The following is a 14,515-nucleotide window of genomic DNA, read 5'->3' as shown; positions in this document are numbered from 1 at the left end:
CGCTGCACCTGCGGCCTGCGCTGGCCCTGCCCGGACCGCTACCTCTGGCCGCCCGACACTCCGATCCCGGACGGCTCCCCCACCCCTAGCCCCGCCTGGAACGACCCCACCACTCAGCTGGACCAATTAGGCCGGGCTGGCACCCTCACCCCAGCCCAAGCGTGGCGAGCCGCCCAGGGACCCCACCGCTGATGCCCCCGCACTCCCGGACCCACCTCGCAGCGATGCCGTATCGATCCCCGGCCGCCCGTTTCCCCAGCTCGCCTCGATCGGTGACGTCCGAGTGAGCGCCCACGAGCCCGTACGCCCGAAGTGGCACTGTGATGCCTGCGGCTTCCCGTGGCCGTGCCCGACCGCGAAGGCCGAGCTTTCCCGGGATTTCGAACGCTTCCCCACCTCGTTCGCCGCGTACATGGCGCAGTTCTACGCCCTGGCCTTCGCGGACGCTGCCACGCAGCTCGACGGCACTCCGGCGGATCTTTGGACTCGCTTCATGGGCTGGCTTCCTCGTCCGAGCGTCGGTGCCGACGACGTCCGCCGGGACTCGAGCCGCTGAGGCCGCGCTAAGCGGGAGCGCAGGTCTCTGAACGCGCGCTCGCCAGGTTCGAGCACCCGGCGAGCGCGCTCAGCTCAGCTGCTTCTTCTCGACGTAGTACGCGTACGCGAAGCTGCCGTTGGTCTGGCCCTTGACCCCGGCGGTGAAGCCGACGGCGCTGGGCCGCTGGAGCTCGACACTGTTCTGGATGATCGATCCGTCACAGCTGTGCTCGCCGGCCGTGGACGCGACGTCCCTGCTCTCGACGGTCGCGGTGAGGGAGAGCGTGGCCCCGCCCGTGCAGGTGAAGGCGACTGTCACGCTCAGCACGCCTTTCGGCGTACCCGCGAGGGTGTTGCCCAGGCGCTGCTCCAGCCGGCCGTAGCCGCCGCCCAGCTTTTCGATGCCGGTGAAGGCCTGGTCCAGGACGGCGACGGCGTCTGATCCGTCGGCGGCCGGCGCGGAGGCTGTCGAGCCGACGGTGGGGCTCGGCGCGGGCGACGGTTCGTCGTCGCTGCAGGCGCCCGTGGCGAGGACGGCCAGCACGCTCATCGCGGCGACGGCGGGCTTGGCGTGCTTCACGACTTCTGACGTCCGATCGACATGTCGCCCTTGCGCGGCGCCTTGATCACGATGGTCTTCTTCTTCGGGGTGCAGGGAGCGGCGATCCACTCCTTGACGGTGGTCAGCTTCCAGCCGACCTGCCCGAGAACAGCGCGGTACGCCTTGCTGGTGGAGTTGGTGTCGGTCACCGTCTGGGTGCCCGACCACGTCCACGAGTTGCTGATCTTGGTATCGACCTTGACCTTGGCCTTCGCCAGGATAGCGCCCGCTTCGGCCTCGGCTCCGGCACCGATCTCCCAGGTGAAGGTGTGGCTGCCGGTGACCGCCCAGGACACGGTCTGCCGCGGGAGCAGCCACGTCGACTTGGGCTCGTCCTTGTCCTCGAGGAAGTACGGCGTGCCCTTGACGGTGTAGGTCGGCTTGTCGTTGACCTCGGGGCAGCTCATGGTGTGGAATCCACCGTCGCTGTCCGCGGCGGTCGCCGGCTCGGCCTCGCCCTCGAAGCTGAACGTGATCGAGCCGGTGCTGTCGAGCACGGTGCCGTCGTTCAGGACGATCGTCGCCGACTGGGCCAGGGCCGGGGTGTCCCCCGGCGCGGCTGCGGCGGACCCGGCCGCCATGAGCAACGCGGTCGTGGTGACGAGCGCCGGCAGCGCGGCGCGCAGAAGCTTACGGTTCATGGATTCCCCGTTCACGGACTTCGAAGATGATCTCTTCAGGAGCCGCGAGGCTGCCACGTGGAATCAACATCGATCAAATCCACTCGGGCTGATGTGATGATATCGACGCTGGTCACGACCGATTCCGGCCTCGGTGTGCACCGGTGTCCGGATCATATTCACGACGGCGGCCACTCAGCCGCGCCAAGCCCTGGCGTGCGTGCGATAGGAAGGACGCATGCTCGGCCAAGAGTCGGCGACCAAACGGTCCCCGCGGTACGGCACCGCCGTCCTCACGTCCTTCCTCTGGCACGTGACAGCTTTCGCCGCCGCCTGGCTGAACACGCTCGTCGACCGGGAGGACACCTCCTGCGACGACGCCGGCGGCTTCTGCTTCACCGCCAAGGACGGCGCGGACCTTCTCCTCGCGGTGAGCACCGCTTTCCTGTTCTTCTCGATGATGTTGTCGCTGGTGACCGCCGCAGGGTTTCTGCGCCGCATCCGGTCGTCGGTGCTCGCCGGCACCCTGGCCGCCCTGAGCAGCGCCGCCGTCTTAGCGATGGGTGCCGTCGCGCTCTTCGCGCTCCAGTCCTGATCCGACAGCGCCGGGTGACCGAGGAGGTCGGCGGGGACGCAGGGCTCGAGCTTGATCAGTCGCTGCCGCGCGCGAGGCGACGCACACTGCGATAGCTGAGTATTCCTCCACCGACCGACATCACCAGCCCGATCACAATCGCCGGGATCTGGCCCTTGAACCCGGCGGGATCCGTCATCAGCCCGACGAGCAGAAGCATGGTGACCACGGCGAGCAGCAGCGTGGTGGGCACGACCAGGACAAGGAACAGGATGGTGGCCGCGCGCCCGGCCCGGGAGGGCTGCGGCTTGCCGGAGCGGGGTACGTACTTGACGGTTATCACGGCGCGCAGCATAGATGATCATCATCGGACCGGTGGTGGGCAGGCACCGAGCCCTCGCGGTTTCCTTCAACACCGAAGAACGGAGCAGGTCCCGCTTTCTGGACTCCTCGCGCGCGGACGGTCCTTCGAGAACTGGCCCGGCTCGGATAGGACGCCGACCCCCGCGCGGACGACTTCGTCGCATAGCCGGACGCCGGGACGGGAGAGTCCCGGGAACTCCATCGGCGGGATTCGCCATCGATCCCCCCGCGGCAGCGCCACTCGTCCACGGCGGCTGCGGCACGTCGGCGCAGACGGTGGCTTCCGAGCGGGGCGGCTATTGCGGGGTGAGGACGAGCTCGAGCAGTCGTGCCAGCTCAGCCTGCTGCTTCGGATCAAGCCGCCCGATGGCCGGCGCCAGGGCGACCCGGCCCTCAACCTCCAGGCGCTCGAAGAGCTCCGCCCCCGCCGGCGTCATGTAGACCTCGACCACCCGGCGGTCGTCCGGGTTCTTGCCTCGGGCCAGCAGGCCGCGGCGTTCGGCGCGGTCGATCAGGCCGGAGAGTGTTGATTTGTCGAGGCCCAGGTAGGCGGCCAGGTCCGTCACGCGGACGCGGCGGTCGCGGAGGATGCCGAGGACCCGGAGCTGGGTGAGGGACAGGTCGTGCTTCGCGCTGAGGCGGGTGAGCACGCCCATCACCTCGAAGGCGCTGCGGACCAGGCCGTCGATGAGGGCGTCGGTCGTCATGGGGAGATCGTACTTGACATAGTTGGTAATCCCAATCATCCTTCAGGTAGTTGGTAATCCAAACTACCTGTGGAGGTCGCCATGCACGCCGCCGTTCTCACCTCGCTCGATGCGCCGCCGGTCTACGGGGAGCAGCCCGAGCCCGTCGCGGCCGGTCGCGGCGAGATGGTTGTGGAGGTTCAGGCCGCCGCGCTGCACCTGCTCACGCGGGCCAAGGCGACCGGCGCGCACTATTCGAGTACGTCCGTGTTGCCGCTGGTGCCGGGCGTGGACGGGGTCGTGCGGGACGAGGCCGGGAAGCTCCGGTACGCCGTACTCGACGACACGGCTCTGGGTACGTTCGCCGACCGTACGGTCATCGACCCGCGCCGCAGCGTGGTCCTGCCGGACGGCGTGGATCCGGTGCAGATCGCCGCCGCGATGAATCCGGCGATGTCGTCCTGGGTGGCGCTGCGCCGGCGCATCGAGTTCTCGGAGGGGCAGCGTGTCCTGGTTCTCGGGGCGACCGGGAATGCCGGGCGGATGGCGGTGCAGATCGCCAAGCGGTTCGGGGCGGCGCAGGTGATCGCGGCCGGGCGGGACGCCGGACGGCTGGCCGCGCTGCCGGCGCTGGGGGCGGACGAGACCATCACGTTCGATCAGGCCGAGCGGGCCGCGGATGTCGATGTCGTGCTCGACTACGTGTGGGGTGAGCCCTCGGCCCGGATGATGGTTCCGCTGCTCACCGCGCGCGCCGATCGGGGTGCGCCGCTGACCTGGGTTCAGATCGGGTCCGTCGCCGGTCCGGCCGCGCCGGTGCCGTCCGTGGCGCTGCGGTCGTCGCGGCTGCAGATCGTCGGCAGCGGGATCGGGTCGGTGCCCGCGCGGGAGTTCGTCGAGGAGCTTCCGATGCTGGCCGAGGCAGTGGCCGAGGGTGCGCTGGACGTGCGGGCCCGGGCCGTGCCGCTGTCGCGGGTGACCGAAGCGTGGGGCGCCCAGAGCGACGACCGCATCGTGTTCGTGCCGTAGAGAGCAGGGCCGCAGGAAGCGGAAGGGCCGTAGAAAGGGCAGAGGTGCGGGTCGGACATTGACCTACGGAATATCGACAGTCTTGACTGGCGGGTGACTCCGACAACGTTGTCACCCGCCAGTCGAGAGGATGCGCCCATGCGTCGAGCCCTGACCACCGCCCTGGCACTACTGATTGCCGCCGCCTCCGCCCTCAGCCCGGGCGCGCCCGCGCAGGCCGCCGAGTCGAACGGCGGCGTACGGATCATGCCGCTCGGCGCGTCCATCACCGACGGGTTCAACGTTCCCGGCGGTTATCGGATCAAGCTGTGGGAGTTGCTGACGAACGCCGGCTACCGGATCGACTTCGTGGGGTCGGGCTCGAACGGGCCGGCGAGCCTCGGCGACCACGATCACGAGGGGCACAGCGGCTGGCGGATCGACCAGATCGACGCGAACATCGAGGGCTGGCTGCGGACGTACGCTCCGCGGTCGATCCTGGCGCACCTGGGCACCAACGACGTGAACCAGAATTATGATCTCCCGAACGCCGGCGCCCGGATGGGCGCGCTGATCGACAAGATCCGGGCGAACGCGCCCACGGTGGAGCTGTTCATCTCGACGCTCATCCCGGAGTCGGACCCGACGCTGAACGCGCGGATCGATGCGTTCAACGCGCAGCTGCCCGGCATCGTCGCCCAGAAGGGCCCGCTGACCCACTTGGTCGACATGCACGCGGTGGTCGGCGCCGCCGACCTTGCCGACGGTACGCATCCCACAGCCGCCGGGTACGACAAGATGGGCGCCCAGTGGTACGACGCCCTGCGCGCGACCCCGTCGAGCCTGAACGCGACCGTGCTGCCCCCGGTCGGCGCCGCGGTGATGGTGGCGAACCCGCAGTCCGGCAAGTGCCTCGACGTGCCCGGTACGGCCACCGCCGACGGTACGCAGCTGCACATCTACGACTGCCTGGGCAGCACGATCCAGAAGTGGACCCGTACGGCGGCCGGCGAGCTGCGCGTCTACGGCGACCGGTGCCTGGACGTGGACCACAGTGGAACCGCCGATGGCACGAAGGTGCAGATCTGGACGTGCAACGGCACGGCGGCGCAGCGCTTCACGTTCAACGGCGACGGCACGATCGTGGGAGCGGCGTCCAGCAAGTGCGTGGACGTGACCGGGGGCGCCAACGCCAACGGGACGCTGGTGCAGCTGTACACCTGCAACAACACGGGCGCGCAGAGGTGGTCTGTCCGCTGATTCCGGGCCGTCTGGCATCCTGCCGGGATGGGGCAGTGGTCATACGACGGCACGGCGTACGAAGTCGTGTCGATGTACGCGCTGCCCGTGGACGCATGCGCTTCATCCGTTTCGTGGAGGCGTCCGGCGACATCGCCGCCGGCACGTCTCCCGGAAAGGTGACCGGCGATCTGTCGTTGTCCTCGAACTCGTGGAGCTTCGCAGGCCGAGCATTCGAGGTCAGCTCCTTCCACGACAGCACGCACGACGGCTGGCGCTACGAGCTGTACGAGACCTCTCCGGCCGGCACCGCGACCGAGTACGTCTACGTGCAGATCCCTGACCTGCAGCCGGCCGGCGGCCCGTTCGTTCCCGCCGGCGCAGGACAGGTCGCCCTCGCCTCACACGGTGACTCCGTCGTTCCCTGGCCCGTGTTCCGTCAGTTCCTCGATGCCATCTCGGCCAGTGGTGACATCGTCGACGATCCGGCTTGACCGGGGATTCACTCCCCTCGCGGGGGGCTCACGATTCCACTGTGGCGATGGTCGCTTTTCAGATGTGATCGTTTACTGTCCCCCAGGGACCGAACACGGGACAATTTTGAGGTGGCTCAGCTTCAATTGTTCTCGGCGGCAGAATTGGTCTCGATGCGCGACCGGACCGCGTCGCGGACCTATTCTCCTGCGCGAGAGGAATTTCGTCGGGAGCATGCGCGTCGTCGGGCGTGGGGCTTGGCGCAAAGGCACGCCACGAAGCTGCGTCGCTTGCACGGCGACCGAGGCACAGACCGGCCGGCCGGCGCGCAGAGCCGACCGCGCCTGATGGCACAACGCAGGCCAGAGGGGCTAGAGGCAGAGAGGGCGACGGCCTATGCTCGGCGCGCAGCCGAGTCGGACCTCGCGCAGGAGGTGGCGGCACGAGAGGTCACTACGGTCCAGGAGGCTGCCGCGCCGGAGGTCACCGCGGAGGCATCGGAGGCCACCACAGCCCAAGTGGTGGAAGTCGGTTTCGGCGGCGTTGAGAAAAGCGCCGCACGGCAAGTTGGAGCGCAATCGCGAGCACATATTCCGGCGCTTCCGACCTCAAGAATGAGAACGCGTTCGCATGCCGCTCTTTTGACCGCGAGACCTAGCTCCGTCTCGACACCGGCGAAGGTGGCAGATAACGCGGGTCACGGATCGCCGCCAATCCGGACGATGCCACTGACGCTCGGCGTCAGCGCTGGGCGTCGCGGCCGCGGCGCACCAGTTGCGCCTCGATGGCACCGTGGGCCGCATGCACCGCCGATCGGGGCGAGCGGAAAGTCGAGCACCCACCACCCCGGCCGGCGGCGAACCGAAGGCGCGTCCCGCCTCGGTCCAGCACCACGCCGGGACTCCTCGAACAAGGTCGCGCGGCCGATCCCACGACAGGTGGTTTGCCTACGCGATCGGGCGCACCCGCACAGGGGCCCGTCGGGGACGGTGGGTGCCCGCGGGAAGAGCCCGAGCCGCGCGGCGAACGGCCGAAAAAATCCGACGATCTCTGAAATTGGATGCTTGCGGCAGGCGTGTACCGATCGTGCCGGCGCTCAGGACCGGCGCATCTGACCCCTCGAGAGGAAGCACGCACATGTCGAAGCTGAAGTGGGCCGCTGGCGCGGCCGTGCTCGCCTGCACCAGTGCCGCCATGGCGTACGCCGCCACCGGAACGGCCGGCGCCGCGACGACCGGCAGTGGGACCGGCGCCGCCGCCCCCGCCGCACACAGCACGGTGGCGTCCCAGACCAAGGCCGCAGTCAAGGCCAAGGCGGCCAAGGCGGCCAAGCGCCCACCGGTGCTGTCCGGCAAGCGGCAGGTGACGATCGTGCGGGCGCAGGCCTTCGAGTCCGCGGTGTCGATGGTCAGCGGCGAGCTGACCGAGGTCGACGACGACAGCGGCCGTCAGCTGTTCGTGCCCACCCCGGTGAGCAGGACGGAGTACATCATCAAGGCGTACGGCAAGGCCACGAACGACCCGGCCAGCCTGGAGCCGTCGTGCTGGCAGGTCAGCCGGCCGGGCGGTTCGGATCCGCTGCGGGTCGAGGCGGCCGCGTGCGACAAGAACAACGCGCGGCAGCGGTTCCACATCACCGCGCAGGCCGACAAGACGTACGCGATCGACAGCGGGTCGGCGTACCTGCAGTACTCGCCGACCCGCGGGCTGATCCTGGAGGAGCTGGGCGACGCGCCGCTGCTCAGCACCTTCCGGCTCGTCGACAACGGCCCCGCGCCGCGCGGCAACCGCTGAGGGGGAACGGGGATGGGCGCGGCCGGCGGGAGCGCTTCCCGCCGGCCGCCCCGGGCGGTCAGCGGTTGTGCTGGTCGACGTGGTCCTGAATCTGCCGGGCGAATCCCTCCGCGGTGGACAGTTGCTCGCGCAGCGCCTGGACGCGGGCCTGGGCTGCGGTGTGGAACATGGCCAAGCGGTCCTGCAGCTCAGCGCGCTTGTCGCCGCACGCGACGGCGAGGGAGTCCAGGATCTGCAGCAGGTCGCGCATCTCGTCGAGGGTGAACCCGAGCGGCTTCATGCGTTTGACCGGCGTCACGGCGCCGGTGTGGCGCCGGCCATCAGTGGCCGACCTTGAGCTTGCCGGCCAGGTTTTCGTGGAACGCCGCGCTGGCGGTGTTGAGGCCGACGATGTCGGCGCGCTTGCCCTTGGCCTCGTACTTGGTGGTGATCGCGTCCAGCGCGGCGACCGAGGAGGCGTCCCAGATGTGCGCGGCGCCCATGTCGATGACCACGTGGTCCGGGTCGCCGGCGTAGTCGAACTGGTAGACCAGGTCGTTGCTGGAGGCGAAGAACAGTTCGCCGTGCACGTGGTAGATGCGAGTCGTGCCCTCCGGGTCCAGGACGCTGGTGACCTCGGCGAAGTGCGCCACCCGGCGGGCGAAGATCACCATGGCGGCGAGCACGCCGAGGACGACGCCGACGGCCAGGTTGTGGGTCGCCAGCGTGGCGGCGACGGTGACCAGCATGACGATGATTTCGCCGGCCGGCATCCGCTTGAGCGTGGCCGGGGCGATGCTGTGCCAGTCAAAGGTGCCCACCGACACGATGATCATGACGGCGACCAGCGCGGCCATCGGGATGAGCGCGACCACGTCACCGAGGGCGACGACGAGGATCAGCAGGAAAAGCCCGGCCAGGAACGTGGAGAGACGGGTACGGGCGCCCGACGCCTTCACGTTGATCATCGTCTGGCCGATCATCGCGCACCCGCCCATGCCGCCGAAGAAGCCGGTGACGATGTTGGCCACGCCCTGACCCCAGGACTCCCTGGTCTTGTCCGAGTGGGTGTCGGTGATGTCGTCGACGAGCTTGGCGGTCATCAGCGACTCCATGAGCCCGACCAGGGCCACGGCCAGCGCGTACGGGGCGATGGTGGTCAGGGTGCCGAGCGTGAGCGGCACGTCCGGCAGGCCCGGCACGGGCAGGCTGTCGGGCAGGGTGCCCTCGTCGCCGACGGTCGGCACGCTCAGGTGCGCGACGACGGTGAACGCGGTCAGTACGACGATCGCGACCAGCGGCGCCGGGACCGCGGTGGTCAGCCGGGGCAGGAACACCATGACGGCCAGCGCGGCGGCCACGAGGGGGTACACCAGCCAGGTGACGCCGAACAGGTGCGGCAGCTGGGCGGTGAAGATCAGGATGGCCAGGGCGTTGACGAAGCCCACCATGACGCTGCGGGGGATGAACCGCATCAGCTTCGCCACCCCGGCGAGCGCCAGGACCACCTGGAAAACCCCGCCCAGGATGACCGCGGCGATCAGGTAGCTCAGCCCGTGCTCGCGGGCCAGCGGACCCACGACCAGGGCGACCGCGCCGGTCGCAGCGGAGATCATGGCCGGGCGGCCGCCGGTGAACGCGATGGTGACGGCCATCGTGAAGGAGGCGAAGAGCCCGATCTTCGGGTCGACGCCGGCGAGGATCGAGAACGAGATCGCCTCGGGGATCAGTGCCAGCGCCACGACCAGGCCGGCCAGCACTTCCGTACGCAGCACCCGCGGCGACGTGAGCCATTCGGGGCGGGACCGTCGAGGCGGGCGCACGACGGAGGACTGCGAAGACATAGGGCTCATTTCCATGGGGAAGCCGAGTGAGCAAAGCGCCAAAACTACCCTTCGGTAAGAGGAGAGTTCGGCCTGAGCGCCCCGTGTCGATCATCACCCGTACCCCGCGCCGCCGTTGACTTTCCGTCTTGGAATGTGATTGTCTTTCCGCCATGGAAAGTAATGCTGCCGAGCAGCTCGCCGCCATCGCCGACGCCCGCGCCGCGGTTGCCGACCGGCTCGTCACCCCGTGGTGGTACCACCCCGTTCTCGGCCTGCTGGTCGGCGCGTACGTCGTCGCCTTCGGCCTCGGCAACAGCGCCGCCCGGCTCGCCGCCGGGGTGTGCTTCGCCGGCGGCTGCGTCCTGCTGGTCAAGGCGTACCGGCGGCGGACCGGGGTGTGGGTCTCCGGCCTCGACGCCGGCCGCGCCGGCCGGTGGGCGATCGCGATGGGCGTCATGCTCGGGATCATCGCCCTCGCCGCCGTGGCGGTCGGCCGCTACAGCGACCTGCGGTGGCCGGTGTGGGCGCTCGCCGCCGCCGGCTTCACCGGCACCGTCCTGCTGGGCCGCCAGTTCGACAAGGCGCTGCGCGCGCAGCTGCGGGCCGCCGCATGAGCGAACCGTTCGACGAGGTCATCCACGCCCCGAACCGGCTGCGGATCTGCGCCTTCCTGGACGCCGCGACCAGCACCGAGTTCGGCGTGCTGCGCGAGCTGCTCGGCGTCGCCGACTCGGTGCTCAGCAAGCACCTGAAGGTGCTGCAGGACGCCGGCTACGTCAGCATGACCAAACCCACCGGCCGGGGCCGGGTGAAGACCTGGGTCAGCCTCACCGCCGAGGGCAGGCAGGCGTACGCCCGGCATGTGAGCGCGCTGCGCGCCCTGTTCGACTCCCCTCAGTTGCCGACCCCGAGCGACGACATGAAGGCGGCCGGGTAGCGGTCACCGCGGGCCGCGCCGGCCGGCACGGCCTCGCCGATCTCGGCGAGATCGTCGGCCGTGAGCGTCACGTCCAGCGCCGGGAGTGCCTCGGCCAGGCGATTCCGGGTACGGGCACCGACCAGCGGGACGATGAACGGCTCCTGCGCGGCGACCCACGCGATCGCCAGCTGAGCAACCGTGCACCCCTTCGCCGCGGCGATCCGGCGCAGCGCCTCCACCAGCGCGAGATTGTGTTCCACGTTCCCATCGGCGAACCGGGGACCGAAAGCGCGGCCGTCGCCCGGAGCGGCCACCCGGTCCGCCGTCCAGTGCCCCGAGATGAGGCCGCGGCCCAGCACCCCGTACGCGGTCATCCCGATCCCCATCTCCCGCAGCGCCGGCAGCACCTCCGCCTCCACCGCGCGCGACAGCAGCGAGTACTCGATCTGCAGGTCGGCGATCGGGTGCACGGCGTGCGCCCGGCGGATCGTCGCCGCGTCGACCTCCGACAGGCCGATGTGCCGGACGTACCCGGCGTCGACCATCTCCTTGATCGCGCCGATCGTCTCCTCGATCGGCACGGCCGGGTCGAGCCGCGCGGGCCGGTAGATGTCGACGTGGTCCACACCCAGCCGGGTCAGCGAGTACGCGAGGAAGTTCTGCACCGCCTCGGGGCGCCCGTCCATGCCGCCGAAGACGGTGCCCGGGCCGCGCAGCATGCCGAACTTCACGCTCAGCTGGTAGCTGTCGCGGTCCCGGCCGCGCAGCGCCTCCGCGAGGAGCAGCTCGTTGTGGCCCATGCCGTAGAAGTCGCCGGTGTCGATCAGCGTGACGCCGGCGTCCAGCGCGGCGTGCACGGTGGCGATGCTCTCGGCGCGGTCGGTCTCGCCGTACGCGCCGGACATGCCCATCGCGCCGAGGCCCAGCGCGGAAACGGCGGGGCCGGTCTTGCCCAAGGTTCGTGTCTGCATGTCCCTACCGTGCGCCTCGACCGGGCGTGGCGGGAGCGGAGCGCCGATCGTGGGAGCGCCACTCCCTGGATCGCACGGGCGTACCCGAGGCAGCATGAACACATGCAGCGTGACCAGCTCGCCGACTTCCTGCGCCGGCGCCGCGAGGCGATCCGCCCGGCGGAGGTCGGCATCGCCGACGGACCGCGCCGGCGCACCGCCGGCCTGCGGCGCGAGGAGGTGGCCCGGCTCGCCGGCATGTCCGTGGACTATGTCGTACGCCTCGAGCAGGGCCGCAGCAGCCAGCCGTCGACGCAGCTGCTGGGCGCGCTGGCCCGGGCGTTGCGCCTGTCCGACGACGAGCGGGCCCACCTGTTCCACCTCGCCGGTCACCAGCCGCCACCCGCCGACGGGGTGGCCCGGATGGCCCGCGCGGGCCTGCTGCGCATGCTCGACCTGCTCGGCGACACCCCGGCGCTGGTGCTGTCCGACCTCGGCGAGGTGCTGGCCCAGAACCGCGCGTCGATCCTCGTGTCCGGCGACCACAGCGGCGTCACCGGCGACCGGCGCTACCTGCCGTACCGCTGGTTCACCGAACCCGGCTCCCGAGGGCTGTGCCCGCCGGAGGACCGCGCGGATCAGGGCCGCAAACTCGTCGCGGACCTGCGCGCGACCGCCGGGCGCCGCGCCGGGGATCCGGAGGTCGCCGGGCTGATCGCCCGGCTGCGGGCGGCGAGCCCCGAGTTCGCCCGGCTCTGGGCCGAGCACGAGGTGGCGGTCCGGCGCTTCGACCGCAAGACGCTCATCAACCCGCGGGTCGGGCCGCTGGTGCTGGACTGCGAAACCCTGGTCACCCCCGACCAGGGTCAGGAGCTGGTGGTGCTCACCCCGGCGGACGCCCAGACCCGGGAGCGACTGGAGCTGCTGCTCGTACTCGGCACGGAGGAGTTCCCGACCGGGGTCACGGCTGAGTAGGCGAACCCATGCGGGGGCCGGACGGGGTTGGAAAGACTGGCCCGCATGACCGTACGTGCCGCCGCCGCGCCGCCCCGCCGCGAACCCGCCGTCCTGCTCGCCGTGGGCCTGGTCGCCCTGGCAGTCTCCGCGGTCGGGGCGAAGTCGATCGGCACCTGGTTCCTCGAGGTGGCGGCGGCGATCGTCGCGGCGGTGATCCTCGTGGCCACGTACCGCCGGTTTCCGCTCAGCCCGCTCGCGTACCGGCTCATCCTGGTCCACGCGCTGATCCTGATGATCGGCGGTCACTGGACGTACGCCGAGGTCCCGGCCGGCGACTGGGTACGCGACACGCTCGGGCTGGCCCGGAACCCGTACGACCGGCTCGGGCACTTCGCGCAGGGCTTCGTACCGGCCGTCGTCGCGCGCGAGGTGCTGCTGCGCCGTACGCCCCTGCGGCCGGGCGCCTGGCTCGCCGCGCTGGTGATGTGCGTGGTGATGGCGTTCAGCGCGACCTGGGAGCTGTTCGAGTGGCTGTCGGCGGTGATCGGCGGCTCGTCGGCGGACGACTTCCTGGGCACCCAGGGCGACGTCTGGGACACCCAGTGGGACATGCTCTGCGCGGGCATCGGCGCCGCGACGAGCCTGCTGCTGCTCACCCGCCTGCACGACCGGCAGCTCCAGGCCCGCGCGACGCCCTGATCAGGCCACGATCATCCGGAGTCCGAGCTCCGCCGCCTCCAGCGCGACGATGTCGCGGTTGCGCTCGGCCCACCGGCCGGAGGAAAGGTCCCCCTCGAGCCTGCTCACCGCCCGCTGCTCGGCCTCCGGGCCGACCCGCGCCCACACCGACACCGCGCGGCGCACCCGCTCCTCCAGGTACGCCTCGGGCCGGCGCCAGTACGCCTCGAAGAAGCCGTCGGCGCAGTCCCACGGGATCATCACCGGTTCCGCGCGGCCGCCGATCGCGGCCGTCAGCTCCGCCAGCGACGGCCAGCCGACCAGCAGCCCGGCGAACTCGGGCAGGTAGTCGCGGGTGAGCCAGAACCGCTGCGACGGGTTGGTGTCGTAGGCGTCGTACGTCACCACGACCACCCGGCGCGCCACCCGCCGCATCTCCCGCAGCCCGGCGACCGGGTCCGGCCAGTGATGGACCGTGCTGACCGCCATCGCGGCGTCGAAGGAGCGGTCGGGGAACGGCAGGCACTCCGCGGCGGCGGCAACACACGGCGCGGCGCCCGGCGGACGCTGGGCCCGCATGACCGCCGACGGTTCCACCGCCGTGACGTCACGGTCGGGCGGTTCGTACGAGCCGGTCCCCGCGCCGACGTTCAGCACCGTCCGGGCGTCCCCGAGCGCCGCCCAGATGCGCGCGGCGATCCGCGGCTCGGTACGCCGGGTGGCCGGGTACGCGGACCCGATGACGTCGTACAACTGCGGACCGACCATCTTCAGCTGCTCCTCCGGCGTCGTCCTGATGCCCATCGCGCGTGCCTCCAGCTCCCTGTCGATCGCCGTCACCATGGCCGCGGCACGGTCGCGCTGCTCCACCAGCAACCCGCGCAGCCGGTACAGGTGCGCGACCGCGTCGGTGGCCGGGTCGTCGACCAGGGCCGCGATCTCCCCCAGCCCGAACCCCAGACGTCGGTACGCGAGCACCTCCCGCAACCGCTCCACATCGGCCGCCGAGTAGGCGCGATAGCCGCCGGCGGTCCGCGTGGACGGCTGCAGCAGGCCGACCTCGTCGTAGTGATGCAGGGTGCGGACGGTCACTCCGGCCAGCTCGGCCACCCGTCCCACGGTCAGGTGCTCCTCCACGTGGTCGACTATGGGGCCTCACGCAACGTCAGGGACAAGCCATCGGCGTTGGCCGTCAAGCCGCGGTCGCCGACCGCACTCCATTGCGGCACCGGCTATTCCTCGTCGGCCATCGACGCGTGAACATCTTGCCGACGCGCAACCGCCTTACCGATACGCCGCGGTAGAAACCG

18 protein-coding genes are annotated in these 14,515 nt (G+C 70.5%); 10 read left to right on the top strand and 8 right to left on the bottom strand.

Going from position 1 to position 14,515, the window contains the following annotated elements:
- Positions 1-283 precede the first annotated feature (283 nt).
- Complete coding sequence (locus COUCH_RS05585) at positions 284-556, top strand: hypothetical protein (RefSeq protein ID WP_249611026.1); 273 nt, start codon at positions 284-286, stop codon at positions 554-556.
- Positions 557-625: 69 nt separating this feature from the next.
- Here COUCH_RS05585 and COUCH_RS05580 read toward each other — a convergent pair whose 3' ends face one another.
- Positions 626-1,117 (bottom strand): hypothetical protein, encoded by a 492-nt coding sequence (locus COUCH_RS05580; RefSeq protein WP_249611025.1) that lies wholly within the window; start codon positions 1,115-1,117, stop codon positions 626-628.
- Positions 1,114-1,779: a hypothetical protein gene (locus COUCH_RS05575; protein WP_249611024.1), complete on the bottom strand. Its 666-nt coding sequence runs from the start codon at positions 1,777-1,779 to the stop codon at positions 1,114-1,116. The genes COUCH_RS05580 and COUCH_RS05575 overlap by 4 nt, the downstream gene beginning before the upstream one ends.
- A gap of 217 nt (positions 1,780-1,996) precedes the next feature.
- On the opposite strand from COUCH_RS05575, the gene COUCH_RS05570 reads away from it, so the two are divergent.
- Positions 1,997-2,353 carry a hypothetical protein gene (locus tag COUCH_RS05570; protein WP_249611023.1) on the top strand — a complete coding sequence of 119 codons (357 nt, stop codon included), beginning with the start codon at positions 1,997-1,999 and terminating at the stop codon, positions 2,351-2,353.
- Between the two features lie 55 nt (positions 2,354-2,408).
- On the opposite strand, the gene COUCH_RS05565 is transcribed toward COUCH_RS05570, so the two are convergent.
- Positions 2,409-2,675 carry a hypothetical protein gene (locus tag COUCH_RS05565; protein WP_249611022.1) on the bottom strand — a complete coding sequence of 89 codons (267 nt, stop codon included), beginning with the start codon at positions 2,673-2,675 and terminating at the stop codon, positions 2,409-2,411.
- Between the two features lie 316 nt (positions 2,676-2,991).
- The gene (locus COUCH_RS05560) at positions 2,992-3,402 is read right to left on the bottom strand and encodes a MarR family winged helix-turn-helix transcriptional regulator (protein ID WP_249611021.1); all 411 of its coding nucleotides are present in this window, start codon (positions 3,400-3,402) and stop codon (positions 2,992-2,994) included.
- A gap of 81 nt (positions 3,403-3,483) precedes the next feature.
- Between COUCH_RS05560 and COUCH_RS05555 the strand changes: the two genes are divergently transcribed.
- The 4 genes from COUCH_RS05555 to COUCH_RS05540 all read left to right on the top strand — a co-directional run bounded on the left by COUCH_RS05555 (position 3,484) and on the right by COUCH_RS05540 (position 7,896).
- Positions 3,484-4,410, top strand: coding sequence for a quinone oxidoreductase family protein (locus COUCH_RS05555; protein WP_249611020.1), 927 nt, complete (start codon positions 3,484-3,486; stop codon positions 4,408-4,410).
- 138 nt (positions 4,411-4,548) lie between these two features.
- Complete coding sequence (locus COUCH_RS05550) at positions 4,549-5,649, top strand: RICIN domain-containing protein (RefSeq protein ID WP_249611019.1); 1,101 nt, start codon at positions 4,549-4,551, stop codon at positions 5,647-5,649.
- Positions 5,650-5,744: 95 nt separating this feature from the next.
- Positions 5,745-6,122, top strand: coding sequence for a hypothetical protein (locus COUCH_RS05545; RefSeq protein ID WP_249611018.1), 378 nt, complete (start codon positions 5,745-5,747; stop codon positions 6,120-6,122).
- A gap of 1,117 nt (positions 6,123-7,239) precedes the next feature.
- Positions 7,240-7,896 (top strand): hypothetical protein, encoded by a 657-nt coding sequence (locus COUCH_RS05540; protein ID WP_249611017.1) that lies wholly within the window; start codon positions 7,240-7,242, stop codon positions 7,894-7,896.
- A gap of 58 nt (positions 7,897-7,954) precedes the next feature.
- On the opposite strand, the gene COUCH_RS05535 is transcribed toward COUCH_RS05540, so the two are convergent.
- Both COUCH_RS05535 and COUCH_RS05530 read right to left on the bottom strand, forming a co-directional pair.
- On the bottom strand, positions 7,955-8,194 hold the full coding sequence (locus tag COUCH_RS05535; RefSeq protein WP_430640889.1) for a MerR family DNA-binding protein: 240 nt from the start codon (positions 8,192-8,194) through the stop codon (positions 7,955-7,957).
- A 22-nt stretch (positions 8,195-8,216) separates the two neighbouring features.
- A complete protein-coding gene (locus COUCH_RS05530; RefSeq protein ID WP_249611016.1) occupies positions 8,217-9,719 on the bottom strand; it encodes a SulP family inorganic anion transporter in 1,503 nt (500 codons plus the stop codon).
- Positions 9,720-9,871: 152 nt separating this feature from the next.
- Here COUCH_RS05530 and COUCH_RS05525 point away from each other — a divergent pair, with 152 nt between their 5' ends.
- The gene (locus tag COUCH_RS05525; RefSeq protein ID WP_249611015.1) at positions 9,872-10,315 is read left to right on the top strand and encodes a hypothetical protein; all 444 of its coding nucleotides are present in this window, start codon (positions 9,872-9,874) and stop codon (positions 10,313-10,315) included.
- On the top strand, positions 10,312-10,638 hold the full coding sequence (locus COUCH_RS05520) for a transcriptional regulator (RefSeq protein ID WP_249611014.1): 327 nt from the start codon (positions 10,312-10,314) through the stop codon (positions 10,636-10,638). The genes COUCH_RS05525 and COUCH_RS05520 overlap by 4 nt, the downstream gene beginning before the upstream one ends.
- Here the strand turns inward: COUCH_RS05520 and COUCH_RS05515 are convergent.
- The gene (locus COUCH_RS05515) at positions 10,596-11,591 is read right to left on the bottom strand and encodes an aldo/keto reductase (RefSeq protein WP_249611013.1); all 996 of its coding nucleotides are present in this window, start codon (positions 11,589-11,591) and stop codon (positions 10,596-10,598) included. The two genes, COUCH_RS05520 and COUCH_RS05515, sit on opposite strands and share 43 nt — an antisense overlap.
- 102 nt (positions 11,592-11,693) lie before the next feature.
- On the opposite strand from COUCH_RS05515, the gene COUCH_RS05510 reads away from it, so the two are divergent.
- On the top strand, positions 11,694-12,545 hold the full coding sequence (locus COUCH_RS05510; protein WP_249611012.1) for a helix-turn-helix transcriptional regulator: 852 nt from the start codon (positions 11,694-11,696) through the stop codon (positions 12,543-12,545).
- 45 nt (positions 12,546-12,590) lie between these two features.
- A complete protein-coding gene (locus COUCH_RS05505; protein ID WP_249611011.1) occupies positions 12,591-13,226 on the top strand; it encodes a DUF2238 domain-containing protein in 636 nt (211 codons plus the stop codon).
- Here COUCH_RS05505 and COUCH_RS05500 read toward each other — a convergent pair whose 3' ends face one another.
- The gene (locus tag COUCH_RS05500) at positions 13,227-14,342 is read right to left on the bottom strand and encodes a MerR family transcriptional regulator (RefSeq protein ID WP_249611010.1); all 1,116 of its coding nucleotides are present in this window, start codon (positions 14,340-14,342) and stop codon (positions 13,227-13,229) included. It abuts the gene before it with no gap.
- Positions 14,343-14,515 lie beyond the last annotated feature (173 nt).

Origin of the sequence: Couchioplanes caeruleus (genome assembly GCF_023499255.1) — a bacterium.
Taxonomy (GTDB): domain Bacteria; phylum Actinomycetota; class Actinomycetes; order Mycobacteriales; family Micromonosporaceae; genus Actinoplanes; species Actinoplanes caeruleus_A.
The sequence above is the reverse complement of the archived record's forward strand: the minus strand, read 5'-3'. Positions and strand labels throughout refer to the sequence as shown.